The sequence below is a fragment of the Achromobacter xylosoxidans genome, assembly GCF_001457475.1.
Classification (GTDB): domain Bacteria; phylum Pseudomonadota; class Gammaproteobacteria; order Burkholderiales; family Burkholderiaceae_B; genus Achromobacter; species Achromobacter xylosoxidans.
In genome coordinates this window covers 5,031,120-5,053,658 of the sequence record NZ_LN831029.1, presented here as the reverse complement: position 1 = coordinate 5,053,658, position 22,539 = coordinate 5,031,120, and the positions used below count along the sequence as shown (strand labels likewise).

Annotated in this window: 26 protein-coding genes and 1 tRNA gene; 18 read left to right on the top strand and 9 right to left on the bottom strand. The window is 68.5% G+C overall.

All coding sequences use genetic code 11. The features are described from left to right. The first annotated feature begins 19 nt into the window (after positions 1-19). From AT699_RS22715 to AT699_RS22675, 9 genes are all read left to right on the top strand, one after another. The gene (locus AT699_RS22715) at positions 20-811 is read left to right on the top strand and encodes an ABC transporter substrate-binding protein (RefSeq protein WP_024069953.1); all 792 of its coding nucleotides are present in this window, start codon (positions 20-22) and stop codon (positions 809-811) included. A gap of 37 nt (positions 812-848) precedes the next feature. Continuing rightward, positions 849-1,541: an amino acid ABC transporter permease gene (locus AT699_RS22710; RefSeq protein WP_024069952.1), complete on the top strand. Its 693-nt coding sequence runs from the start codon at positions 849-851 to the stop codon at positions 1,539-1,541. 2 nt (positions 1,542-1,543) lie between these two features. After that, complete coding sequence (locus AT699_RS22705) at positions 1,544-2,233, top strand: amino acid ABC transporter permease (RefSeq protein ID WP_006387544.1); 690 nt, start codon at positions 1,544-1,546, stop codon at positions 2,231-2,233. A gap of 12 nt (positions 2,234-2,245) precedes the next feature. After that, positions 2,246-3,538, top strand: a complete 1,293-nt coding sequence (locus AT699_RS22700) for an NAD(P)/FAD-dependent oxidoreductase (RefSeq protein WP_058207631.1) — start codon at positions 2,246-2,248, stop codon at positions 3,536-3,538. 12 nt (positions 3,539-3,550) lie between these two features. After that, positions 3,551-4,135 (top strand): helix-turn-helix domain-containing protein, encoded by a 585-nt coding sequence (locus AT699_RS22695; protein WP_024069949.1) that lies wholly within the window; start codon positions 3,551-3,553, stop codon positions 4,133-4,135. A gap of 108 nt (positions 4,136-4,243) precedes the next feature. Continuing rightward, a tRNA-Arg gene (locus tag AT699_RS22690) sits at positions 4,244-4,320 on the top strand. A gap of 92 nt (positions 4,321-4,412) precedes the next feature. Further along, complete coding sequence (locus AT699_RS22685) at positions 4,413-4,940, top strand: DUF4189 domain-containing protein (RefSeq protein WP_024069948.1); 528 nt, start codon at positions 4,413-4,415, stop codon at positions 4,938-4,940. A gap of 116 nt (positions 4,941-5,056) precedes the next feature. Then, positions 5,057-5,302, top strand: a complete 246-nt coding sequence (locus AT699_RS22680) for a hypothetical protein (RefSeq protein WP_024069947.1) — start codon at positions 5,057-5,059, stop codon at positions 5,300-5,302. Between the two features lie 178 nt (positions 5,303-5,480). Then, positions 5,481-6,089, top strand: coding sequence for a hypothetical protein (locus AT699_RS22675; RefSeq protein ID WP_006387553.1), 609 nt, complete (start codon positions 5,481-5,483; stop codon positions 6,087-6,089). Between the two features lie 59 nt (positions 6,090-6,148). Here AT699_RS22675 and AT699_RS22670 read toward each other — a convergent pair whose 3' ends face one another. Next, positions 6,149-6,385, bottom strand: a complete 237-nt coding sequence (locus tag AT699_RS22670) for a CrpP-related protein (RefSeq protein ID WP_006387554.1) — start codon at positions 6,383-6,385, stop codon at positions 6,149-6,151. 172 nt (positions 6,386-6,557) lie between these two features. Between AT699_RS22670 and AT699_RS32075 the strand changes: the two genes are divergently transcribed. Then, positions 6,558-6,854, top strand: coding sequence for a hypothetical protein (locus AT699_RS32075; protein WP_006387555.1), 297 nt, complete (start codon positions 6,558-6,560; stop codon positions 6,852-6,854). A 26-nt stretch (positions 6,855-6,880) separates the two neighbouring features. Here AT699_RS32075 and AT699_RS22660 read toward each other — a convergent pair whose 3' ends face one another. Continuing rightward, positions 6,881-7,072 (bottom strand): CrpP-related protein, encoded by a 192-nt coding sequence (locus tag AT699_RS22660; protein WP_053500266.1) that lies wholly within the window; start codon positions 7,070-7,072, stop codon positions 6,881-6,883. 362 nt (positions 7,073-7,434) lie between these two features. Here AT699_RS22660 and AT699_RS22655 point away from each other — a divergent pair, with 362 nt between their 5' ends. The 6 genes from AT699_RS22655 to AT699_RS22630 all read left to right on the top strand — a co-directional run bounded on the left by AT699_RS22655 (position 7,435) and on the right by AT699_RS22630 (position 12,115). Beyond that, the gene (locus AT699_RS22655; RefSeq protein WP_006387557.1) at positions 7,435-7,770 is read left to right on the top strand and encodes a hypothetical protein; all 336 of its coding nucleotides are present in this window, start codon (positions 7,435-7,437) and stop codon (positions 7,768-7,770) included. Positions 7,771-7,946: 176 nt separating this feature from the next. After that, the gene (locus tag AT699_RS22650) at positions 7,947-8,336 is read left to right on the top strand and encodes an OsmC family protein (protein WP_006387558.1); all 390 of its coding nucleotides are present in this window, start codon (positions 7,947-7,949) and stop codon (positions 8,334-8,336) included. A gap of 47 nt (positions 8,337-8,383) precedes the next feature. Beyond that, a complete protein-coding gene (locus tag AT699_RS22645; RefSeq protein ID WP_006387559.1) occupies positions 8,384-9,391 on the top strand; it encodes an alpha/beta hydrolase family protein in 1,008 nt (335 codons plus the stop codon). A gap of 59 nt (positions 9,392-9,450) precedes the next feature. Then, positions 9,451-10,038 (top strand): GrpB family protein, encoded by a 588-nt coding sequence (locus AT699_RS22640; protein ID WP_024069946.1) that lies wholly within the window; start codon positions 9,451-9,453, stop codon positions 10,036-10,038. A 115-nt stretch (positions 10,039-10,153) separates the two neighbouring features. Then, positions 10,154-11,539, top strand: a complete 1,386-nt coding sequence (locus AT699_RS22635; protein WP_081089708.1) for an aminotransferase-like domain-containing protein — start codon at positions 10,154-10,156, stop codon at positions 11,537-11,539. Positions 11,540-11,587: 48 nt separating this feature from the next. Further along, positions 11,588-12,115 (top strand): DedA family protein, encoded by a 528-nt coding sequence (locus AT699_RS22630; RefSeq protein WP_006387561.1) that lies wholly within the window; start codon positions 11,588-11,590, stop codon positions 12,113-12,115. A gap of 70 nt (positions 12,116-12,185) precedes the next feature. Here AT699_RS22630 and AT699_RS22625 read toward each other — a convergent pair whose 3' ends face one another. The 7 genes from AT699_RS22625 to AT699_RS22595 all read right to left on the bottom strand — a co-directional run bounded on the left by AT699_RS22625 (position 12,186) and on the right by AT699_RS22595 (position 20,697). Next, positions 12,186-13,202, bottom strand: a complete 1,017-nt coding sequence (locus tag AT699_RS22625) for a porin (protein WP_020928986.1) — start codon at positions 13,200-13,202, stop codon at positions 12,186-12,188. Positions 13,203-13,310: 108 nt separating this feature from the next. After that, positions 13,311-15,209: a CocE/NonD family hydrolase gene (locus AT699_RS22620; protein WP_024069944.1), complete on the bottom strand. Its 1,899-nt coding sequence runs from the start codon at positions 15,207-15,209 to the stop codon at positions 13,311-13,313. Continuing rightward, the gene (locus tag AT699_RS22615) at positions 15,206-16,801 is read right to left on the bottom strand and encodes an ABC transporter substrate-binding protein (RefSeq protein WP_024069943.1); all 1,596 of its coding nucleotides are present in this window, start codon (positions 16,799-16,801) and stop codon (positions 15,206-15,208) included. The genes AT699_RS22620 and AT699_RS22615 overlap by 4 nt, the downstream gene beginning before the upstream one ends. Further along, positions 16,798-17,832, bottom strand: coding sequence for an ABC transporter ATP-binding protein (locus AT699_RS22610; RefSeq protein ID WP_024069942.1), 1,035 nt, complete (start codon positions 17,830-17,832; stop codon positions 16,798-16,800). Before AT699_RS22610 ends, AT699_RS22615 begins: the two co-directional genes overlap by 4 nt. Next, entirely contained in the window at positions 17,829-18,812 is a 984-nt protein-coding gene (locus AT699_RS22605; RefSeq protein ID WP_024069941.1) for an ABC transporter ATP-binding protein, read from the bottom strand. The genes AT699_RS22610 and AT699_RS22605 overlap by 4 nt, the downstream gene beginning before the upstream one ends. Before the next feature lie 8 nt (positions 18,813-18,820). Further along, positions 18,821-19,726 carry an ABC transporter permease gene (locus AT699_RS22600; protein WP_006387568.1) on the bottom strand — a complete coding sequence of 302 codons (906 nt, stop codon included), beginning with the start codon at positions 19,724-19,726 and terminating at the stop codon, positions 18,821-18,823. Continuing rightward, positions 19,723-20,697, bottom strand: coding sequence for an ABC transporter permease (locus AT699_RS22595; protein WP_020928982.1), 975 nt, complete (start codon positions 20,695-20,697; stop codon positions 19,723-19,725). The genes AT699_RS22600 and AT699_RS22595 overlap by 4 nt, the downstream gene beginning before the upstream one ends. Positions 20,698-20,965: 268 nt before the next feature. Here AT699_RS22595 and AT699_RS22590 point away from each other — a divergent pair, with 268 nt between their 5' ends. Both AT699_RS22590 and AT699_RS22585 read left to right on the top strand, forming a co-directional pair. Continuing rightward, complete coding sequence (locus tag AT699_RS22590) at positions 20,966-21,919, top strand: LysR family transcriptional regulator (protein WP_024069940.1); 954 nt, start codon at positions 20,966-20,968, stop codon at positions 21,917-21,919. A gap of 126 nt (positions 21,920-22,045) precedes the next feature. Then, positions 22,046-22,471 carry an organic hydroperoxide resistance protein gene (locus AT699_RS22585; RefSeq protein ID WP_020928980.1) on the top strand — a complete coding sequence of 142 codons (426 nt, stop codon included), beginning with the start codon at positions 22,046-22,048 and terminating at the stop codon, positions 22,469-22,471. Positions 22,472-22,539 lie beyond the last annotated feature (68 nt).

The window sequence follows — 22,539 nt, the reverse complement described above, 5'->3', positions numbered from 1 at the left end:
CATCCAGAAGGGGAAGCAAATGCTGAAAATCAAACAATGGCTGGGCGCCGCGGGCGTCGTGCTGGCCGTGGCCGCCATCGCGCAGCCGGCGCGGGCCGACGAGTTGTCGGACATCATCAAGCGCGGCGAGCTGCGGGTGGCGGTGCAGACCTCCGGCCCGCTGATGAGCTTCATGGACAAGAGCGGCAAGCGCACCGGCCTGGCGGTGGAAGTCGCCAAGCGCATGGCCGACGACCTGGGCGTCAAGCTGGTGCTGCAGGACTACGAATGGAAGGGCCTGATCCCGGCGCTGCTGTCCGGCAAGGCCGACATGGTGGCCGCCGACATGACGCCGACGCCGCAGCGCGCCGCCCAGGTGCTGTTCTCGACACCCATGTTCTACGCCGACACCGTGGCGGTGGTGCCCAAGGACTCGCCCTACAAGTCGTACGCGGAACTGGACAAGGACGGCGTGACCGTCGGCGCGCTGGGCGCCAGCACCTACGCCGAAGTCGGCAAGAAGATGCTGCCCAAGGCCACGCTCAAGGAATTCTCGGGCGGCAGCGCGCCGGTGGGCCAGGCGCTGTCCAGCGGCCGCCTGGACGCCGGCATCATGTCGCTGTCCACCGCCAACCAGTTCCTGGTGGACTTCGGCAACCTGCGGGTGCTGGACGGCGTGATGGTGCGCGAGCCGCTGGCTTTCGCGGTGGCGCCCAATGCGTTCCGGCTCAAGTTCTGGCTCGACAACTGGCAGACGCTCAAGACCGCCGACAACACGCTGCCCGAGCAGATCAAGTACTGGTACTCGACCGACTGGAAAAAAGACCACTGATAGCGCGCATCCGCCACCCTTGACCGACAGGACCTGAATGGACTGGCTCATCGACTACTACAACTGGCGCATCGTCGGCCAGTACACGGGCCAGTTCGCCACGGGCCTGGTCAACACCCTGATCGCGGCCGGCGCCAGCCTGGTGCTGTCGGTGCTCGCCGGCATTCCGCTGGCGCTGGCGCACATGTCGGCGCGGGACTGGGTCTGGCGGCCGGTGGCGGGCTACGTGCAGTTCATTCGCTCGACGCCGCTGCTGGTGCAGATCTACCTGGTTTACTACGCGGTGCCCATGCTGGTGCCCGGCGCCAAGGGCTGGAGCGAAATGCTGCTGGGCATCCTGGCCATGACACTGCACCACGCCGCCTACATGAGCGAGATCATCCGCGTCGGCATCGAATCCGTCCCGCGTGGGCAGATCGAGGGCGCCAAGGCCTGCGGCATGAATTACCACCAGCGCTTGCGCTACGTGGTGTTGCCGCAGGCTTTCGCCAACACGCTGCCGCCCCTGCTGGGGCAAACCGCCGTGCTGATCAAGGACACCTCGCTGCTGTCGTTGATCACGGTCTTCGAACTGGTGGCCGCGGGCGTGCAGATGAACAGCGAGCGCATCGTGCCCACCGAGAGCTTCCTGACCATCGCGGCCGGCTACCTGCTGATCTACGCGGTGATGCTGCTGCTGTCGCGCGGGGTCAGCCTGTGGCTGGCGGGTCCCGCCTGGAACGCGAGGTGAGCATGCTGGATTCCTACCTGTCCACCGCCGGCGTCGTGCTGCCGTTCCTGCTCAAGGGCTTCTGGGAGACCCTGAAGATCTCGTTCGTGGCGATCATCGCCGGTTCGCTGCTGGGCTTCGTCATCGGCGTGATCCGCAGTTACCGGGTGCGCGGCCTGCACCAGTTGCTCGGGCTGTATATCCATGTGCTGCGCGGCACGCCATTCCTGGTGCAACTGTATATCTTCTACTTCGTGTTGCCCGGCACCGGCATCGCGCTGCTGCATTGGGACTCGGCCACGGCGGCCTTCGTGTCGCTGTCGGTCTACACCTCTTGCTATGTGGCGGAGATCGTTTCCGGCGCCATCCGCGCGGTGCCGCGCGGCCAGACCGAGGGCGCCATGACGCTGGGCCTGCGGCCGTTGCAGATCCTGCGGCTGGTGATCCTGCCGCAGGCCATGCGCCTGATCGTGCAGCCCATGAGCGGGGTGTACGTGATGCTGATCAAGAGCACCGCCATCCTGTCGGTGGTCGGCATCACCGAACTGACGCGCCAGGGCGAAGTGTTCATCATCACCTTCCCGGCGAAGTCGCTGTTCATCTACGGGCTGATCGCGGCCATCTATTTCCTGTATTGCTATCCCTTGCTGCGGCTGGCCACCTGGCTGGAAAAACGCCTTACCGGCGGATTGCAGGGCGCTGGGCTGAACTGAACCAAGACCATGATGGCCACCGAGTACATCGACACCTACTACAAGCGCACGCTGGGCGAGGCGCAAACCTATTACGCGCCGCTGGCGGGCACGGCCGAGGCCGATGTCTGCGTGGTGGGCGCGGGTCTGGCCGGCCTGTCGACGGCGCTGGAACTGGCGCGCCGCGGCCGCGCCGTGACGCTGCTGGAGGCGCGCCGCATCGCCTGGGGCGCATCCGGCCGCAATGGCGGCTCGGTGTCGCCGGCGTTCTCGGCCGGCGCCGATGCCATCCGCCGGCACGTCGACGAAGACCACTACCGCCAGCTGTACCGGCTGTCGATGGAAGGCGTGGAGATCATCCGCGACAACATCCGCGACCTGCGCATCGCCGATGCCCACAAGGTCGATGGCCGCCTGCGGGTGGTGCGCTACGAGGCCGCCGAGGCGCTGCGCCGCTATTGCGAGGACCAGCGCCGCGACTTCCAACGCGACGTGCGCCTGCTGGACCGCGCGCAGGTGCGCGAGCGGCTGCTGTCCGATGCCTACTTCCAGGGTATCGAAGACCCTGCGTCATTCCATTTCCATCCGCTCAACTATGCCCGCGCCCTGGCCCGCGAGTGCGCGCGGCTGGGCGTGCGCATCCACGAGGACTCGCCCGTCACGCAGGCGCGCCTGGATGGGGCCGTCAAGCAGCTGCGCACCGCCGCCGGCCAGGTCGACGCGCGCACCGTGGTGCTGGCCACCGGCGGCTACACCGGCGACGTGGTGCCGGCGCTGCGCCGGGCGATGCTGCCGATCGCCACCTACATCATGCTGACCGAACCGCTGGGCGACCGGGTGCGCGAGGCCATCCGCACCCAGGCCGCGATCGGCGACGACCGCCGCGCGGGCAACTATTACCGGGTGCTCGATGGCGGGCGCATCGGCTGGGGCAGTAGAATCACCACCCGTGTCGATGACCCGCCCGATCTGGCCGAATCCCTGCGCCGCGAATTGCTCAGCGTCTATCCCCAGTTGCAGGGGCTGCGCGTCGAGACCGCGTGGTCCGGGCGCATGGCCTACGCGCGGCATCTGATGCCGCAGATTGGCAAGCTGGCGCCCGATGTCTGGTACTGCACGGCCTTTGGCGGCCACGGCATGAACACCACCGCCATCGGCGGCCGTGTCGTGGCCGAAGGGATCACCGGCGACAGCCAGCGCTACCGGCTGTTCGAACCCTTCGGCCTGGCCTGGAACGGCGGCGCGCTGGGCACGGCGGCGGTTCAACTCACATATTGGTCTTACCAGGCGCGCGATTGGTGGCGGGAGCGGCAATCGCGGGCATGACAGGGTGTACAGATGCAAGGCAACAAACAGAGCGTGTTGGCACAACGGCTGCGAGCCCTGCGCCAGGCGCGCGATTGGACGCTCAAGCAGGCGGCGCTGGCCACCGGCGTGTCCGCGTCCACGCTCTCGAAGATCGAGAACGGCCTGCTCTCGCCCACCTATGACAACCTGATCAAGATCGCCGCCGGCCTGGAGCTGGACGTGGCCGAACTGTTCACCGCGTCGGACGCCCACATGGGCACCGGCCGCCGCAGCCTCAGCCGCCAGGGCGAGGGCCGCCAGTACGAAACCCCGTATTACGACCACCGCCTGCTCTGCACCGCGCTGTCGCACAAGCGCATGATGCCGTTCCACACCCGCGTCAAGGCGCGTTCGTTCGATGAATTCCAGGACTGGAGCCGCCACGGCGGCGAGGAATTCGTCTACGTGCTGGAAGGCGAGGTCGAGCTGTACACCGAGTTCTATGAACCGGCGCGACTGAAGGCGGGCGAGAGCTTCTATATAGACAGCCGCATGGGCCACCGCGTGATCAGCCTGAGCAAGCAGGACGCGCTGGTGCTGTGGGTGTCCACCCATGCCGATCTCGGCGAGGACTGATGCGTCGTCCCGCCTGTTAAAGCGGGTCGGCTCGCCGCCCGCGCCCCGGCCCGGCCGCAACAGGGTAAAATGCGCCGCCCGGACCCGTTCCGGGCAGCCACACACCGCGCGGCAGTAGCTCAGCTGGATAGAGCACGGGCCTTCTAAGCCTGAGGTCGGGGGTTCGAGCCCCTCCTGCCGCGCCAGGGAACTTCCGCGCCAGCCGCTTGCGCCGTCGCATGGAATTGCTAATATCCGCGCATTCCGACATCGTCGGTCATCATCACAGGACCTCTGGATGAAGCGCGCTCCCTGCCTTGCCCTTGCGTTCACGGCCCTGGCCCTCATCGCCGCGCGTCCGGCGGCGGCGGAGCAGGGATGCGGCGACGGTTACACCATGTCCACCCAGGGGCCCGCCCAGTGCGTGCCCATCCCCGGCCTGTATCAGGTGCCCAGGGACAGCGGCGGCGCGCCGCGGCGTCCGCAGGGCCATTGGGAAACCCGCTGGGGGGCATTCGCCTCCAGCAGGGAAAACCTCATCGGCATGGCCGGCGGCCGGCGCAGCGAACGCGAAGCGACGCAGGCTGCAATCGCCCACTGTGTCTCGAAGGGCGGCACCGATTGCAAGACGGCGATGACGTTCTACAACCAATGCGCCATCGTGGCCGCGGGCGCGGTGGGCAATGGCCAGTACACCACCATTTTCCGCAAGCACTACACCATCGAGCAGGCGACCGATGACGCCATGCAGATCTGCAAGGAAAAGAACCTGACGGAGTGCAAGGTGCATTTTTCCGATTGCAGCCAGGCGGAGTTCATCCAGTAGTCGCGGCGCGCCGGCGCAGGCCGGCATGGCGATTGCTCACCGCATGGCCATGGCTGCGAGCCGGGCGATGGGCGTCCGGCCGTCGAGCCTGGAGCGCCAAGCGCGGGGAGGTCAGGATGTCCAAGCCGATTTTTCACGCGGAGTCCGAGAGCGAGCGGCACAATGGCCAGCCGCAGGTCGATCGACCCGGGCGCGATACGCTCAATCCGGATCCGGACACGGGGTCGGGCTACCCGGCGGGCGGCCAACGGCGCGAACAAGGCAAGGATGCCTATGGCCGCGGCCCGATGCAGCGCCGCCAGGCGGGCTTGCCGCCCGAACCGGAAAGCGGGCGGAACGATTCTCCCGGTAAATCGCGTTGACTATCGCGGGGCACTACGTCCGGTCGTCCTTGGGGCGGCCGCAGGCCTGTTGCGTTGTGCGTCGGCTGTAGCCATGCCGCGCAGCCGGCCGCTGCCGGGAACCGCCCGGCATGCGGGCACGCGGCTTGCTGATGGGGCCTGCTCGTCTCTATCGACGAAGATAATCCAGGAGGCCAACATGGCGAAGAAAGCAGGCAATCCCGAGCAGATTCACGACCTTCTGTACCAGGCGCTCGAAACCGAATTGGGCGGTGAACTCGTGTACACCGCCGCGCTCGACTGCACGGTCGACGCCGACCTGCGCAAGGAGTGGCAGGGTTACCTTGACGAGACGAAAACGCACCAGCGCGTGTTGTTGACCGTCTTTGAAGAGCTGGGCCTGGACCCGGATGCGGCGGTGCCCAGCCGGGCCGTTGTGAAGCACCACGGGGAAAGCCTCGTGGCCGCCATCAAGCTCGCCAAATCGCAAGGCGACCCGGACGCGGCCCAACTGGTGGCCGCGGAATGCGTGGTGCTGGCCGAAACCAAGGATCACCAGAACTGGGAACTGATCGGCCTGGTGGCGCAGAAGACGTCAGGGCCGCAGGCCAGCGTGCTCAAGCGCGCCCACGACGCCGTCGAGAAGGATGAGGACCACCACCTCTATCACACCAAGGGCTGGGCGCGTGAGTTGTGGATCCAGGCGCTGGGCTTCCCCGCCGTCCTGCCTCCTCCGGAGGAGGCCAGGAATGTCGAAACCGCTATCGGCGCTTCCCGCGCCGAACAGGCGCGTGACAAGATGCTCTGAGTGTCCGGTTGGCAGGGTATGGCGTGGGCGCGCGGGGTCCAGGGGCGGCGATGATGGGCTCAGTGGACAGGGCGCCGCGCCTGGCCTGCCGGCGGAGGGGTGCCGCGGGGCGGATTCCATGATCGGGTCTCGGCCAGGAATCCGGCCTCCCAGGCCTCGACCTTGCCGCGCCACTCCGTGATCGACTCGCCCGTGTGTCCCGGCATGGCCGCGGCACGGTAGTAGGGGCAGTCCCACAGGGTCAGTCCGTCGCGGGCGGCTTGGGCGCCCAGCTTTTGGATTTCGTCGCGATGCATTGCACTTCCCTCCAAAAGTAGGTGATAGGACCGTCAGTTTTACTGAAATGGCGGATCGGCCGCAATAGTGTTGCAGTACCTGTATCCGTGGTAGGCAACGCTTACCCTTCCGTTTTGACCGTGCAACCACTCTCATGCCATCCTGTCGCCGTGTACGAGGAAGGAGGCGCGTATGGACCGCGAAGAACTCCTGGAATTGATGATCCTGACGCCGGCGCCCACGCCTTCGCTTGATGCCTGGGACAGCGTGCTCGCGATCTATGCGGGTCATCTGGAAAAGCTTGGCGCCAAGCTGGACGAAAAGGATCTCGGCCTGCTGGTCGCCAGCGGCGCGATGTTCTATCGAACCTTGTGCCAGGCCAATGCCGCGCGCTTGCAGGCGCTCGAGCGGCAGGCCGCGCAACCGTCGCGCGGCGCCAAGGACGGGCATGACGGAACCGAGCCCGCGCCTAAAGGAAAAGGGCTGTAAACACAGCCCTCTCTTGCCTGACCGGCCTACATCACTCTTGTCCTCGCGCATTGCTGGCGGTTCCAACCGGCTTCCCATGCCAGTACCTTGGCGAGCCATTGCCCGATCGGTTCCGCGCTTCGGGCGGGCAACAGGTTCAGCCTGAGATAGGGGCAGTCGAGCTTGCTCGCTCCGTGCATCGCTGCCTTGGCCCCTTGCTTCTGGATATCCTCGTACATGGGCCTTTCCTCCACGAGAAAGGTGAACGTCCAGTGTCGGCGGGGGACCGGGCTGGGTCGAGCGTTGTTACCCGGCGAAATGTTACTGTCGCGCCGGCTCCCGCGGGCCGGATCCGGCGTGTTGCCAGCCGGCGGTGTTGCAGTCGTGGAACCTGCCCACATGGCAAGGTTTGATTTCACCCATTTCCGCGCATTTTCCCTTTCATTGATACGAAAAATCATTAAAATCCGCATTCTGCGATTTCCGCAGGGGAGGGCCGGATGGACGGCGCGCGAGCTTCAGCCTAAGAAGTAGCGGGCGGCCTGTACGACCTGTGAGAGAGGCTTCCAGCCGGATTCAACTTACGAGAATTGGGGCAATAATGAACTTGGGAAAGATCCTTTTTTCGGCCGCGGCAGTGGTCGCGATCGCCGGCTGCACCACCATGGGCACGAACGAAGCCATCGTGCCGCTGCAAAGCGCCACCGCGCAGATGATCGGCCTGGCGTCGTCTGACGAACTGACCATCACCAACGTCAAGGCCGATAAGGCGGACTCGCTGGGCGCGCAGAACCTGACCTATACCGCGACCACGACCAAGGGCCGCCGTTTCGACTGCACGTCGCGCATGATGCCCGGACTGCTGACCTCGCCCCCCACGCTGACGACGCCGTCGTGCACCCCGGTGCAAGTGCATTCGATCGACAAGAAGAAATAATCCAGGCCGACCGGCATGCGTTTGTCATGCCGACGCCATCGCAGCCGCCCCTCGGGCGGCTGTTTTCATTCCGGCGTCCTGCCTGGTAGCGCCACTACCGGTACACCCGATTGCCTTCCCGGGGGCGTGGGGGCGGCTTAGGCTGTGGGTCTTTTCACTGGCAACGGAGAAGTCCCATGGTGACCGCGAACAGGGTGGGGCCGTCATACGGCGTCGAGATCGGCAACGGGCAAAGCCTGGTGCGATCCGATACGCGCAAGCTTGGCGCGGGAGGCGACACGGGCATGCGGCCGCACGAATTGCTCGAGAGCGCGCTGGCGGCCTGCATCTGCATGTCCATCGACATGGCCGCGCAGCGGGCTGCCATGGCGCTGCCCGCGCTGACGGTGACGGTGGCGCTCGAGCGTCTCGATCACGAAAGCGGCTTCGATGTCTCGTTGCGCTTTGCCGCGCCGCTGTCCGATGCGCAGCGCGCGCTGGCGCGCGAGGCGGTGGCGGCTTCGCCGGTCGCGCGCACCCTGGGCAAGACCGTGCGGGTGCGGCCGGCGACGGTCGACGATGCCTGAGCCGATGACTGCGGTATAGTCGGCGCCCAGTCGAAACGGGGGGAAGGATGCGCAACGTATTGATCGCGATGGTTCTGGCCGCCAGCAATCGGCCGGGCCGCTTCATTTCGCGTGCGTTGTTGCCGGGCGCGTGCGCCCTCGCCATCAGCCTGCCCGCCCAGGCCCAACCGACCGAGCAGCACTGGCTGCCACGCGCGGACGGCTCGGCCATCGCCTACTACCTGCGCCAACACGATCCCGATCGCGCCGCCGACAGTCTGCTGGTGGTGGTGCAGGGGTCCGATTGCAACAGCGTGGCGCACAACCATGCCGTGCGCCGGTATCTGCGGCACGTGCTGCCGCGGGCCGATCTGCTCACGGTCGACAAGTACGGCATCGATGTCTCCCTGCCGTACCGCGACGATGATGGCAGCGACCGCGCCGACTGTCCACGGGCCTATCTGCTGCACGACAATTTCGACCAGCGCCTGCGGGACTACGCAGCCGTGATCGCGCGCTTGCGCCAGCAGGGCGGGTACCGCCGCGTGGTGGCCGTGGGCGGCAGCGAAGGCGCGGTCGTGGCCAATATGCTGGCGGCGCGCGGCGGGCTGGTGGATGCCAGCATCGCCTTCAACGGCGGCGGGCGCTGGTTCCTGGATGACGTGCTGCACAGCATCGGGACGGGCGATGCGCCGCCTGCCGAGAAGGCGCAAGCCATCGAGGGGTTCCGCGGGTTTGCGCAGGCCCTGGCGCAGGCGCCGTCTTCCGACCTGGTGGCGAGCAATCACGGACATGACTGGTGGCGCCAGGCCCTGGCGCTGGACCAGCAGGCGCTGCTGGAGCGGGTGCGCACGCCGCTGTTGATCGTCCAGGGCGGCGCGGACACGTCAGTGTCGCCGGATTCGGTGGCGCGGATGATCGATGCCCTCAAGCGCGCCGGCCGGCGCAATATCGACTATCGCTTCTATCCCGGGCTGGATCATGGCCTGCGCGAAGCGGACGGCACGCCGCGCATGGGCGAGGTGGCGGCCGACATGGCCGCGTGGCTGCGCGCGTTGCCGCCGCCCGCGCCCTGACGCCTTTCCCGCCCTTTCCCCTTTCCTACAATAGCGGCTGGCTTAAGCAGGAAAAGATCATGCCCACTCCCGAAGACATCATGCGGCACTACGACTCCGATCCGGACGAGGACCCGTGGGTGCGCGGCAAGCCGGCGCCGGAAGCGGTCGTCGTGGTGCCTTACGACCCCGACTGGCCGGCGCGGTATGCGCGGCTGGCGCAGGACATCGCCGCGGCGCTGGGGCCGGCCGCGCTGCGCATCGACCACGTCGGATCGACCGCGGTGCCGGGTTTGCCGGCCAAGCCGGTGGTGGACATCGACCTGGCGGTGGCCGACCCGGCCGACGAGGCCGCCTATGTGCCGGCGCTGGAGGCCATCGGCTATGTGCTGGTGATCCGCGAACCCTCGTGGCACCAGCATCGCTGCCTGCAGTTGTCGACGCCGCGGGTCAACCTGCATGTGTTCGGCCCGGACTGTCCCGAGAACATCCGCCACCGGATGTTCCGCGACTGGTTGCGCGGGCACGACGATGACCGCGACCGCTATGCCCAGGCCAAGCACGCCGCGGCCGAGGGCGTGGACCAGGTCGCGGACTACAACCTGCGCAAGCAGGCCGTGCTGCGCGGCATCTACGACCGCATGTTCCGCGCGGCGGGGTTCCACTGACGTCCTGCGGCAAGGGCCGTACAAGGTTCCCGATGTATGGACTTGAACCGGGTTTGTGCCATACTGGCCGATTCATGTCAGTCATACATTGCGGCATTCCCGCGCAATAAAAACAATGCATAACGACGATATGTATGCATCCTGGCCCCTGACCTTCGTGCGCGGCGCCGGCCCCCGCTACCGCCAGATCGCGGATTTCATCGAAGGCGCCGTGGCCGCCAACCGCATGCAGCCGGGCGATCGCCTGCCACCGCAGCGGCGCCTGGCCCAGCACCTGGATGTGGACCTGACCACGGTGACGCGCGCCTACGCCGAGGCCGCCCAGCGCGGGCTGATCGAAGCGCGCGGGCCGCTCGGCACCTTCATTGCGCGGCCTGTCGAACAGCCGCTGCGGCAGATGCTGGACCTGGGCATGAACATGCCGCCGCTGCCGCTGGGCTGCGACCTGCAGGACCTGCTGCGGCGCGGCCTGGCCCAGGCCATGGAACGCCATGACGTCGGCGTGATGATGACCTATCACCAGGCCGGCGGCGGTCCCGCCGAACGCGAGGCCGGCGCGCAGTGGCTGGCGCAGTCTGTCGAGCGGGTCGATCCGGACCGGGTGCTGGTGTGTCCCGGCGCGCAGGCCGCCCTGGCCGCCGTGATGCTGGCCTACAGCCGGCCGGGCGACGGCATCATCGCCGAGCCGCTGGTGTATCCGGGCCTCTTGACCGCGGCGCAGCAGTTGGGCCGGCGCGTGCTGGTGGCCGAGACCGACGCCGACGGCATGACCCCCGCCGGGCTGGAGCGCGCCTGCCGCGACGGCGGCCGGCTGGTCTACCTGAACCCCACGCTGCAGAATCCCACCGCCCACACCATGAGCGCGGCGCGCCGCCGCGACCTGGCGCGCGCCGCGGCGGCCCGCGGCGTGCGCATCATCGAAGACGATCCCTATTCACTGTTCCTGGACGACGCGCCGCCGGCGCTGGCCAGCCTGGCGCCGGCCTCGGTGTTCTACATCGCCACGCTGGCCAAGACCCTGACGCCCGGCCTGCGCACCGCGTTCGTGCTGAGCCCGGACGAAGACGGCCGCCGCAACGTGCTCGCGGCGATGCGCGCGTTTGCCGTGATGGCGGCGCCGCTGATGGGGGTGCTGACCACGCAATGGATCGCCAGCGGCACGGCGCGGCAGATCCTGGACGGTGTGCGCGCCGAGGCCCATGCGCGCCAGCAATTGGCGCGCCGGTTGCTGCCGGGGCCATTTCCGGCCGCGGCGGCGGGCATCCACCTGTGGCAGCCGTTGCCCAGCCTCTGGACCGCGGTCGACCTGGAACGGGTGGCGCGCGACGAAGGCCTGAGCGTGACCTCGTCGGACGCCTTCCACCAGGGGCTGGGCGCGCCCAACGCCATCCGCATCTCGCTGGGCAGCATTCCCGGGCGCGAGGCCCTGGCGCAGGCGCTGGAGCGGCTGGCTGGCCTGGTGCGGCGGCGTCCGCGCGGCCTGCGCGACGTGATCGTCTGACGCGCAAGCCGTAACATGGGCGTCATGCCTGTCTTGCCGTAACGCCTCATGTTGTTCGAGACCTTTCATTCCCTGCAGCAGACGCTGGTCGATTTTGCCCGCACCCACGCCGACTGGCTGGCGCCGATGGGATTCGCCTTCGCGTTCCTGAAGTCGCTGCCGCTGGTGGCGCTGGTGATACCGGGCACGGCGTTGCTGCTGTCGATCGGCGCCATCCTGGGGTTGGGCGACAGCGCTTTCGTGCCGGTATGGTTGGCGATCGCGATTGGCGCGGCGCTGGGCGACTGGGTGCAATATGCCTGCGGCGTGTGGTTCGGACCCGGCCTGACGCAATTGAAGCCGCTGCGAAAACGCCCTGAACTCCTGCACCGCAGCGCCGTGTTCATCCAGAAGTGGGGCGTGCTGAGCATCGTGCTGTGCCGCTTCTTCGGCCCCTTGCGCGCCACCGTGCCGATGATCGCCGGCATCTGCGGCATGCGCGCCGCGTCGTTCCAGGCCGCCAACTGGGCCTCGGCCTTCCTGTGGGCGGCGGCGCTGCTGCTGCCCGGCTGGTGGGGCACGCGCGCGTTCCTTTGAGCCGGCGCGCGTGGCACCGGATCCGCCCCGTGGCGGCGCGGGGGGCGCCCGCGCCGCCACGGGGCGCGCGTCAGAACAGATGGCGGATGCCGACCGAGGTCTGCAGCGTGTGCGATGCGCGGATGTCCAGGCGGTTGACGTAGGCGTACAGGTTGGTGCGCTTGGACAGGTCATGCTGGTAGCCCAGGGCCCAGCCGGTGATGTCGGAGCTGGTGGCGCGCTGGTACGACGCCATCAGCGTGCCGGCCTTGCCGGTCGGCATGCTGACGCCGGCGAGGTACGAATTGACCCGGTCGTAGCCCGCCGAAGGGCCGGTATTGGCGTTGCGCAGGTTGCCGTAGGTGCCGTGCAGCTTGATCCACTCGAAGTCGTACGAACCGGCCACTTGCAGGTTGCCGGCCGTCTTCTTGTTCGGCAGTTGCGAATTCGGATTGAGCCGCTCGTAGGTCAGCGCCGCCGCCACCGGGCCGCCGTTGTAGCGCAGGCCCGCGGTCAGCACGCGATCGTGCGCGTCGGTGGCGAAGGCCTCGCCGTCGTGCGATTCGAAGCTGTAGCCCAGCCCGGCCTGCCAGCCGCCCAGGCGCGGGGTGGCATAGAACACCGCGTTGTTGACGCGGCCGCCGGCGCCGAAGTCGCCGTCGTTGTAGCCCAGGCTGGCGTTGTTGGAAGACTGGCCCCAGCCGGTGCCGAACGGCGAGCCGACGCCGGCCCACTCGAAGCCGTAGACCCACTGGCGCCCCAGCCGCACTTCGCCGAAGCCGCCGGCCAGGCCGACGTAGGCCCAGCGGCCGAACATGCGGCCCTGCGCCTGGGTGCCGTTGTTGGCATTGAAGCCGCTCTCCAGGCGGAACACCGCCTTGTAGCCATTGCCCAGGTCCTCGGAGCCGCGCAGGCCCCAGCGCGAGCCCGATTGGTTGCCGCTTTTCTGGCGCAGGCTGGACGCGCCGTCCTTGCGTTCGTAGGTGGTGCCCAGGTCGACCAGGCCATACAGCGTCACGCTGCTGGTTTCGGCGGCCTGGACCGGACTCAGGCATCCCAGCGCCAAGGCGGCGCCCAGGACTCGGCGGTGGCGGATGATTCTTTTCATGGTGTGATCCCCTCGATTGGTATGGCATTGGACAAAAGAAGCCCCTGCCGCCGGCGTGCCGGCGGCAAAGGATGAAGCAAGCGGTTGTCGGGGCCGGGCGCTAACGGGTCATGGCAGGGCCCCATGCGCGGGCAGCGGCGCCAGGTCCCGCGGCGCGGCCACGCACAGCGTGACGCTGGACGGATGCGCGGCCGACAGGTGCACCGTGTTCAGCGCGATGCGCTTTTCGCGGGCGTCGGCGGCCGATTCGCCGCTGTTCGGGTTGACGTCGTACTTCGGGAAGTTGCTGCTGGAGATGTCCAGGCGGATGCGGTGGCCGCGCTGGAACAGATTGCAGGTGGCGAACGGTTCGATGGTGATCTCGTAGACCTTGCCCGGCGTCAGCGGCCGCGCTTCGTCCCAGCCTTCATGGAAGCGGCAGCGGAAGATGCCGTCGGTCAGGTTCAGCGCATAGCCCTGCGGGTAGTCGGCGCTGGGCGGATAGACGTCGATCAGCTTGGCGGTGAAGTCGGTGTCGGGGCAGTCGGACGACACGTACAGCTTGACGCTCACCGGCCCGGCCACCGCCAGATCCTCCGGCAGCGGTTCGGTCTGGAACACCAGCACGTCGTCGCGCGCGGCCAGCGGCAGGCCGGGCTGGCGCACGCCGAAGAAGCGCGCATCCTCGCGCTGGTCGAAGCCGCCGCCCTCGAACACCGGCTGGCCCGAGGTCAGCGCGCCGCCGATCGTGGGCACCGGATTGCGTGGGTCGTACTGGTAGCGCAACCGGCCCGCCGCGTCCGCCGGCGACCGTTGATCCAGGCGGCCGTCGGCGTGCAGGTAGAAGGCGGTGGCGCGGGCCTGCGGCACCGGCCAGGCGTCGGCCTGGATCCAGGCGCCGCCGTGGTCGAAGCGGCCCTGCGCGTCGCGCGCGCCGCTGCCGCCGCCCATCAGGAACAGGCGCGCGGCCGGGTCCGGCGCGGCGCCCGCCGGCGCATCCTGCAGCCAGCGCTGGAACCACGCCAGCCGGAAGTCCAGCCAGTGCCGCGCCAGGTTGCCGTCGAAGGCCGCGCGCGGACCGAATTCGGCGTCGCCGCTGTGGGTGGTGTTGCGGTCGCCATGTAGCCATGGCCCCATGATGAGCCGGACTGGCGACTGCCGGCCCTGCGTCAGGCCGGCGTAGTTCTCCAGGGTGGTGCGCACGTAGGCGTCGTACCAGCTGGACATCAGCGCCACCGGGATGTCGGGAATCGCGTCGTAGTAGCCCTGGGCGTAGATGCCCAGCTGGCGCCAGGACTCGTCGAAGGTATCGGCGCGCCATTGCTCGAACAGGTAGTCCTCGTATTCGGGCACGCTGGCCAGCGGCGAATGGCCGGGACGCCACGGCATGCGCGTGAACCACTGGCGGATGTCCTCGGCCTCGAGCGCGGCCAGCACCAGCGGGTCCTGCTGCGCGGCGGGGCTCAGCTTGGCCTGCTTGTAGGCCCAGGTGGCCTGCTTCAGCTCGAACGCGCCGGATTGGCGGATGCCGCACTGGTAGCCGTTGGAAAACCCGCCCGAGTCCAGCACCATGCAGGCCAGGCCCGGCGGGTTCAGGCAGGCCAGCGCCATTTGCGTGTGCGCGGCGTACGACAGGCCCATGGTGCCGATGCGGCCGTTGCACCACGGCTGTTGCATGATCCACGCCAGCGTGTCGAAGCCGTCCGGGCCTTCCGACAGGTACTTGGTGAACTGGCCTTCCGAGCCGTAGCGGCCGCGGCAGTCCTGGAACACCACGGCGAAACCGTGCGCGGTGAAATAGCGCGCCACCTCGGGCCGCGGCACGCCGAGCCGGCCGTCGATCTGCTCGGAGCGCGACACCTCCGCCTTGCCATAGGGCGTGCGCTCCAGGATCACGGGCAGCGGCGCGTCCAGGCCGGGCCGGTAGCCGGCCGGCAGGTGCACGTCGGTGGCCAGGCGCACGCCGTCGCGCATGCGCACCATCTGGTCCGCCAGCAGCGCGGCGGGAGAAACTTCGGGGGCGGTCATTTTGCTTCCTGTATGTACAGCATGGAGGTGCGTTCGAGCTTGTTGGCGCGCATGACGGTGCCGTCGCGCGCGGCCCAGAAGGCCACCGGGAAATACAGCGGCACGATGCCGACGTCGTTGAAGGCGGCCTCGGCGGCCTGGCGCAGCAGGGCGTCGCGTTGCGCCGGGTCGAACTCCACGGCGGCCCGCGCCAGCAGGCGGTCCACCGCCGGGTTGGAGTAGCGCGCGCGGTTGAAGGCGCCGGTGCCGGCGGCCTTGTCGTAGGTGGCCAGCACGTTGGTCAGGCCGTTCGACGAATCGCCGGTGCTGTTGCCGTACGAGAAGATGAAGGCGCTGTACTGCTGCTTGCCGCTGGCGCCGGCATAGACGTTGTAGGGCTGGGTCACCACGCCGTTGATGCGCAGGCCGGCGCGCGCCATCATCTGCGCCAGCGCCTGGGCCAGGTCGCTGTCGCCGGCGAAGCGGTCGTTGGATGAGTGCAGCGTCAGGCCGAAGCCTTGCGGATAGCCGGCCTGGGCCAGCAGGGCGCGCGCGCCTTCCAGGTCGTAGGCGGGCGCGGGCAGGTTGGGGCTGTGGCCGCCCAGGCCCTCGGGCACCATCTGCCCGGCCGGCACGCCGGCGCCGCTGAGCAGGCGTTCGGTGATCGGGCCGCGCATGAACATCTTCGAGATCGCCTGGCGCACCCGCGCGTCCTTGAGTGGATTGACCGTCATCGGCTTGCCCTGCGCGTCGGTGACGAACGGGCTGGCGTCGCGCGCCGAGTCCAGCGCCAGGTAGATCAGGCGCGCCGACGGCGAGCGATAGAGCGTGTAGCCGGCCTTGCCCTCGAGCGTCCTGGCATCCGTCGGCGGCACGCTGTCGATCAGGTCGACCGTGCCCGACAGCAGCGCCGAGATGCGCGCCGCGTCGTTGGCGATGTAGCGGATCACCACGCGGTCGAAGTCCGGCCGCGCGCCCCAGTAGGTCTCGTTGCGCGCCAGCTCCAGGCTGTCGCCCGGCTGCCAGCGCACGAACCTGTAGGGGCCCGTGCCGATGGCCGCCACGCCGCTGTTGAAGTCTTCCGAGCGCTTGCCTTGCGCGGCGTGGCGCGACAGCATGTAGACCAGCCCGATCTGCTCCATGAAGTCCGGCGTGGGCGCCTTGGTGCGGATGCGCAGGGTCAGCGGGTCGACCACCTCGACCGCGGCGATGGAGCGCACCGCGCCGCTGAAGGGCGCCGGACTGTTGGGCACCTTGGGCGCGCGTTCCAGCGAGAACACCACGTCGTCGGCGCTGAACGGCGTGCCGTCATGGAAGCGCACGCCGGGCCGCAGCCTGATCTCCCAGGTGTCGGGCGCCAGCACCCGCCACGACAGGGCCAGGCCCGGCCGCATCTGCATGTTCTCGTCGGTGGAGACCAACCGTTCGAAGATGTTCTCGGCCGCGGCCTGGTTGTTGCCGGTGCGCGAGAACAGCGGGTCCATCGACGACGGTTCGCTGGAATGGCCGATGGTCAGCAGCGGCCGCGCCACGGCGGGCGCGGCGCCGGCCAGCAGCGCCAGCAGGGCCAGCGCCGCGGCGCCGCGGCGGATCGGGGTAAGCAGGGGATTCATGCGGCGGAGGTTCCTTGTGGGCGCGCGGCGCCGGCGCCGTCGAGCAGGTGACAGGCGGCCTGGTGGCCGTCGGCCGTGACGCGCAGCAGCGGTTGTTCGGCCTTGCATCGCGCCATGGCCTGCGGGCAGCGCGGATGGAAATGGCAGCCGGGCGGCGGATTCAGCGGCGACGGGATCTCGCCCTTGATGGCGTGAAAACGCCGCTTGCGGTTCGACAGCCGCGGCACTTCCTGCAGCAGGGCCTGGGTGTAGGGATGGCGCGGCGCGGCGAACACCTCGGCGGTGGGGCCCGACTCGACCACGCGGCCCAGGTACATGATGACGGTGCGGTCGCTGATGCGCCGCACCACCCCCAGGTCGTGGCTGATGAAGAGATAGGTCAGGCCCAGGTCCTGCCGCAGGTCCATGAAGAGGTTCAGGATCTGCGCCTGGATCGACACGTCCAATGCCGCGATCGACTCGTCGCAGATCAGGAAGCCCGGCTTGACCGCCAGCGCCCGGCCGATGCCCACGCGCTGGCGCTGGCCGCCCGAGAACTGGTGCGGAAAGCGGTTGCGGTAGTCCGGGTCCAGCCCCACGCGCCGCATCACCTGCACCACGTAGTCGTCGTAGTCGCGGCGCGCGATGATGCCGTTGGCCAGCGGCGCCTCGCCGATGATGTCGCGCACCCGCTTGCGCGGATTGAGCGAGGACATCGGGTCCTGGAAGATCATCTGCGTGGCCATGCGCTGCGCGTGCGCGGCGCGGCCGGTCAGGGCGGACAGTTCGCCGGCCGGGGTCTGGATGCTGCCCGTGGTGGCCGGCAGGATGCCCGCCAGCACCCGGCCCAGCGTCGACTTGCCGCAGCCGGACTCGCCCACCAGGCCGACCACTTCGCCCTGGTGGATGGTCAGGTCGACGCGATCGACCGCGTGCACGGTGTGCGAGGCGACCTTGGCGCCCAGCAGGCCGGCCAGGCGTTCGGCGTAGTCGGGCCGCTTCACGAACAGGCGCGACACCTGGTTGGCCTGCATCAGGATCGTCGGGCTCACGAAAGGGCTCCTGTCTGGGGATGGAAACAGCGCAGGCCGCGGCCGCCGGCGGCCTCCAGCGGCGGCTGTTCGGCGCGGCAGCGCTCGGTCGCATGGCCGCAGCGCGGGTTGAAGGCGCAGCCGGCCGGCAGCGCCAGCGGCGACGGCGCCATGCCGGGGATCTGGTACAGGCGGTCGCCGGTGTGCTCGTTGCTGGGCACCGAGCCGATCAGGCCGATGGTGTAGGGATGGCGCGGACGATCGAGGATGTCGTCGGTGCCGCCGGACTCGACCACGCGGCCGGCGTACATCACACAGACGCGGTCGGCCAGGCCCGCCACCACCGCCAGGTCGTGGCTGACCCACACCATGGCGGTGCCGGTCTCGGCGCACAGCTTCTGCATCTCGGCCAGGATCTGCGCCTGGATGGTGACGTCCAGCGCCGTGGTCGGCTCGTCGGCGATGATCAGGTCGGGCTTGTGCAGCATGGCGATGGCGATCGCCACGCGCTGGCGCATGCCGCCCGACAGCTGGTGCGGATAGGCCTTCAGGCGCTCGGCCGGCGAGGGGATGCCGACCGCGGCCAGCGTGTCGCGGGCGCGGTCCCGGGCCGCCTTGCGGCTGCAGCGCTCGTGGCTCAGCACCGTCTCGACCATCTGGGTCTCGATGCGGAACACCGGGTTCAGCGTCATCATCGGATCCTGGAACACCATGGCGATGCGGTTGCCGCGCAGCTGGCGCAGTTCTTCGCGCGACAGCGTCGCCAGGTCGGTGCCCTTGAACAGGATCTGGCCGCCGTCGATGCGCCCGGGCGGATCGATCAGGCCCAGGATGGAAAAGCCGGTGATGGACTTGCCCGAGCCGGACTCGCCGACCAGGCCCAGGATCTCGCCGGGATGGACGTCGAAGCTGACGTCGTCCACCGCCCGCACCAGGCCGGCGCGGGTGTGGAACCAGGTGCGCAGGTTGCGCACGGATAGGGTGGGGGTTGCCGATTGCATGGCGCTTCCTATTTCTGCAGGCGCGGGTTGAGCGCCTCGCGGACGCGGTCGCCCACGATGTTCATGGTGAAGACCACGGTCAGCAGCAGCAGGCCGGGAAACACGCTGATCCAGTACAGGCCGGCCAGCATCTGCTGGTAGCCGTTGGCGATCAACAGGCCCAGCGACGGCTCGGTGACCGGCAGGCCGATGCCCAGGAAGCTGAGCGTGGCCTCGGCGGCGATGGCGTTGGCGGTCTGGATCATGGCGATGACGATGACCGGCGGGATGCAGTTCGGCAGCAACTGGCTGAACAGCGCGCGCCGGTGGCTCAGCCCCAGGCACAGCGCCGCCTCCATGTATTCCTTGCGGCGCTCGACCACGGCGGTGGCGCGCACCGCGCGGGCGAAGTAGGCCCACTGCACCACCACCAGCGCCAGGATCACCTTGTCCACGCCCTGGCCCAGGATGGCCAGCATCATCAGCGCCACCAGGATGGTCGGGAAACCCAGCATCAGGTCCACCAGGCGCATGATCAGCGCATCGATGCGGCCGCCGAAATACGCCGCCGTCAGGCCCAGCACGGTGCCCACGGCCATGGCGAACAGGCCGCTCAGCACGCCCACGGAAAGGCTGGTGCGCAGGCCATACATCATGGCCGACAGCATGTCGCGGCCCTGGGCGTCGGTGCCGGCCCAGTAGATGTCGCCATAGATGCCCTGGCTGCCCGGCGGCATGCGGCCGTCCAGGATGGTGATGGCGGCCAGGTCATACGGGTTCTGCGGCGCGATCCACGGCGCCAGCAGCGCGGCCAGCACCAGCAGCAGGAAGATGATCGCGGCCAGCGTCGCGGGGCGGCTGTCCAGCACGCCGTGCAGCGCCTGGCCGAAAGTGGTGTCGCGGCCGGGCAGCCATTTTTTCGCAAGCAATGTCATTCGGAGGCTCCCACGCGGACACGGGGATCCAGCACGGAATAGATGATGTCCACCAGCAGGTTGAGCACGATGAACATGGTGACCACGATCAGCAGGTAGGCAACCACCACCGGGCGGTCCAACTTCATGATGCTGTCGATGATCAGCTTGCCCACGCCGGGCCAGGCGAAGATGGTTTCGGTGACGGTGGCGAAGGCGATCAGCGAGCCGAACTCCATGCCCACCACGGTGACAATCGGGATCAGGATGTTCTTGAGCACGTGCATGTAGATCACGCGCGATTCGCGCAGGCCCTTGGCGCGGGCGAACTTCACGTAGTCCAGCGGCATCGTCTCGCGCACGCCGCTGCGGGTCAGGCGCACGATCAGCGCGATCTTGAACAGCGCCAGGTTCAGCGCCGGCAGGATCAGGTGGCGGATGCCGTCCCACGACGCCAGGCTGGTGTGGATGCCGAGGATATCGCCGGTGGGGCCGCGCCCGGTCGACGGCAGCCAGCCCAGCGTCACCGAGAAGATCAGCACCAGCATGATGCCCTGCCAGAAGTTCGGCAGGCTGAAGCCCAGGATCGAGCCGGTCATGATGCCGCGATCCAGCGCCGAATCCGGCTTCAGGCCGGCCACCAGGCCCAGCGGCAGGCCGATGGCCAGCGCCAGCAGCAGCGCCACACAGGCCAATTCCAGCGTGGCCGGCAGGCGTTGCAGGATCAGCTGGATGGCGGGCTGGTTGAAGACGAACGAGGTGCCCAGGTCGCCGTGCAGCGCGTTGCCGACGAACTTCAGGTATTGCTGGTACAGCGGCAGGTCCAGGCCCAGCGACTGCACCGCCTGCGCGATCTCGGCCTGCGTGGCGTCGGCCGGCACCAGGATCTCGATCGGGTCGCCGATGGCGTAGACGCCGGCGAAAACGATCAGCGAGGTCAGCGCCAGGATCACCAGGCTCTGGCACAGCCGGCGGATAATGAACGCGGTCATGGCGCCTCGCGGCGACAGGAAGCGGGGAACGGAACGGCGCGCATCTGGGGGCTCCTTGCCGGAAGATATCGGCGATATCGCGTATTGATTGCGGATTCATGAATGGCGAGAATCCGGATGGGCGGAATGTTCGATCCATCGCGCCCGACTGGCAACCGTATGCGAAGGCGGCATATGGCTATGTGAATGACGAGAAATTTGGTGTTAACCCTAGGCCTCGCGCGTGCCGTGCCGCGCGGCGCCGATATTGCGGACCCCGCGGGACAGGATGAATTTCAAGCAGCTCGAGGCTTTCCTCGCCTTCATGACCACCGGCTCGACCATCGAAGCCGCGCAGCGGCTGGGTTCGTCGCAGCCGGCCGTCAGCCGCCTGCTGAGCCAGTTCGAGACCGACCTGGGCGTGCCGCTGTTCGTGCGTCGCAAGGGTCGGTTGCATCCCACCGCCGAGGCCGAATCGCTGCTGCCCGACGTGCAGAACATGATCTCGGACGCCGAGTCGCTGCAGCGCCACGTCAACCAGTTGCGGCTGGGCGGGCAGCGGCGCACGCTGATCCGCGTGCAGCTGCCCAGCACGGTGGCGCAGTCGGTCATGCCCGCCGTGGTCGAATCGTTCCTGGCCGACCATCCCGACGTCGCGCTGGAAGTGCTGGTGGGCACCTACGAAACCAGCGAAGTGGCGGTGCTGGGGCGCGAGGCCGACCTGGCGCTGGTGCGCTCGCCGCCGATGAATTCGGGCCTGGCCATGTTGCGGCGGCTGGCGACCGAGGCGGTCTGCATCATGCCGCCGGGCCATCCGTTGCAGGCGCTGGACGAGATCGGCCCGGCCGACCTGATCGGCGTCGACCTGGTGCTGCTGGGCCGGCAGCGTTCGCTGCGCCTGCAGATCGACCAGGCCTTCCGGCAGGGCCGCATGATGCCGCAGATCAAGGCCGAGGTGCATTCGGTGGAAATGGCCTGCCGGCTGGCGGCGCAGGGCATCGGCGTGTCGATCGTCAACGGCCTGTTCGCGCGCCTGTGCCAGGACATGGGCATCGTCTGCCGGCCGTTCCGGCCGCGCATCGACTACTGCGTGGGCATGGCCACGCTGGCCGGCCAGCCGCCGCACCCGCTGGTGCCCGAACTGGTTCAGCGCATTCTCGACGCCATGGCGCGGCGGGCGGGGCCGGACGCGTTCACGCTGTTGGCGCCGGACGACGCCGCCGCGCCTGCCGCGCCGGCCTGAGGCGCGCGCCGCCGCCGGCACGGACGCGGGATACAGTACGACGCAAAAGCGGCGGTCTTGCGACACAGGCGGGATACAGCGTCTTGGTGCAATGCGGGTTCCTCAATTCCGATACCAGGAGCCATCATGTCCCAAGCGCTGGAAACCGTGCTGTACACCGCCCACACTCACACCACCGGCGGCCGCGAAGGCGCCGGCCGCAGCGATGACGGCGCGCTGCTGCTGCCGCTCAGCCCGCCGGGCTCGGGCCGGCCCGGCACCAACCCCGAGCAACTGTTCGGCATCGGCTATTCCGCCTGCTTCATCGGCGCCATGCAACTGGCCGGCGCCAAGCTCGGCATCGCCGTGCCGCGCGACGTGGCGGTCGATGCCGAGGTGTCGCTGGGCAAGACCGACGGCGGCGCGCGCTACGCGCTGGCAGTCAGGCTGAACATTTCGCTGCCGGGACTGTCGGACGAGCAGCGGCGCCAACTGGTCGACACCGCGCACCAGACCTGCCCCTACTCGGGCGCGATCCGCGGCAATATCGACGTGGAATTGGCGATTCTCTGAGTCCGTAGTTTCAGAAGCAACGCCCCGCGATGGCGACATCGCGGGGCGTTTTTCATCTGGAAAATCGA

Excerpts from the sequence above, each read along its gene's own strand:
- AT699_RS22715 (WP_024069953.1), top strand. The coding sequence starts at position 20 with ATGCTGAAAATCAAACAATGGCTGGGCGCCGCGGGCGTCGTGCTGGCC.
- AT699_RS22710 (WP_024069952.1), top strand. The coding sequence starts at position 849 with ATGGACTGGCTCATCGACTACTACAACTGGCGCATCGTCGGCCAGTAC.
- AT699_RS22705 (WP_006387544.1), top strand. The coding sequence starts at position 1,544 with ATGCTGGATTCCTACCTGTCCACCGCCGGCGTCGTGCTGCCGTTCCTG.
- AT699_RS22700 (WP_058207631.1), top strand. The coding sequence starts at position 2,246 with ATGGCCACCGAGTACATCGACACCTACTACAAGCGCACGCTGGGCGAG.
- AT699_RS22695 (WP_024069949.1), top strand. The coding sequence starts at position 3,551 with ATGCAAGGCAACAAACAGAGCGTGTTGGCACAACGGCTGCGAGCCCTG.
- AT699_RS22685 (WP_024069948.1), top strand. The coding sequence starts at position 4,413 with ATGAAGCGCGCTCCCTGCCTTGCCCTTGCGTTCACGGCCCTGGCCCTC.
- AT699_RS22680 (WP_024069947.1), top strand. The coding sequence starts at position 5,057 with ATGTCCAAGCCGATTTTTCACGCGGAGTCCGAGAGCGAGCGGCACAAT.
- AT699_RS22675 (WP_006387553.1), top strand. The coding sequence starts at position 5,481 with ATGGCGAAGAAAGCAGGCAATCCCGAGCAGATTCACGACCTTCTGTAC.
- AT699_RS22670 (WP_006387554.1), bottom strand. The coding sequence starts at position 6,385 with ATGCATCGCGACGAAATCCAAAAGCTGGGCGCCCAAGCCGCCCGCGAC.
- AT699_RS32075 (WP_006387555.1), top strand. The coding sequence starts at position 6,558 with ATGGACCGCGAAGAACTCCTGGAATTGATGATCCTGACGCCGGCGCCC.
- AT699_RS22660 (WP_053500266.1), bottom strand. The coding sequence starts at position 7,072 with ATGTACGAGGATATCCAGAAGCAAGGGGCCAAGGCAGCGATGCACGGA.
- AT699_RS22655 (WP_006387557.1), top strand. The coding sequence starts at position 7,435 with ATGAACTTGGGAAAGATCCTTTTTTCGGCCGCGGCAGTGGTCGCGATC.
- AT699_RS22650 (WP_006387558.1), top strand. The coding sequence starts at position 7,947 with ATGGTGACCGCGAACAGGGTGGGGCCGTCATACGGCGTCGAGATCGGC.
- AT699_RS22645 (WP_006387559.1), top strand. The coding sequence starts at position 8,384 with ATGCGCAACGTATTGATCGCGATGGTTCTGGCCGCCAGCAATCGGCCG.
- AT699_RS22640 (WP_024069946.1), top strand. The coding sequence starts at position 9,451 with ATGCCCACTCCCGAAGACATCATGCGGCACTACGACTCCGATCCGGAC.
- AT699_RS22635 (WP_081089708.1), top strand. The coding sequence starts at position 10,154 with ATGCATAACGACGATATGTATGCATCCTGGCCCCTGACCTTCGTGCGC.
- AT699_RS22630 (WP_006387561.1), top strand. The coding sequence starts at position 11,588 with ATGTTGTTCGAGACCTTTCATTCCCTGCAGCAGACGCTGGTCGATTTT.
- AT699_RS22625 (WP_020928986.1), bottom strand. The coding sequence starts at position 13,202 with ATGAAAAGAATCATCCGCCACCGCCGAGTCCTGGGCGCCGCCTTGGCG.
- AT699_RS22620 (WP_024069944.1), bottom strand. The coding sequence starts at position 15,209 with ATGACCGCCCCCGAAGTTTCTCCCGCCGCGCTGCTGGCGGACCAGATG.
- AT699_RS22615 (WP_024069943.1), bottom strand. The coding sequence starts at position 16,801 with ATGAATCCCCTGCTTACCCCGATCCGCCGCGGCGCCGCGGCGCTGGCC.
- AT699_RS22605 (WP_024069941.1), bottom strand. The coding sequence starts at position 18,812 with ATGCAATCGGCAACCCCCACCCTATCCGTGCGCAACCTGCGCACCTGG.
- AT699_RS22600 (WP_006387568.1), bottom strand. The coding sequence starts at position 19,726 with ATGACATTGCTTGCGAAAAAATGGCTGCCCGGCCGCGACACCACTTTC.
- AT699_RS22595 (WP_020928982.1), bottom strand. The coding sequence starts at position 20,697 with ATGACCGCGTTCATTATCCGCCGGCTGTGCCAGAGCCTGGTGATCCTG.
- AT699_RS22590 (WP_024069940.1), top strand. The coding sequence starts at position 20,966 with ATGAATTTCAAGCAGCTCGAGGCTTTCCTCGCCTTCATGACCACCGGC.
- AT699_RS22585 (WP_020928980.1), top strand. The coding sequence starts at position 22,046 with ATGTCCCAAGCGCTGGAAACCGTGCTGTACACCGCCCACACTCACACC.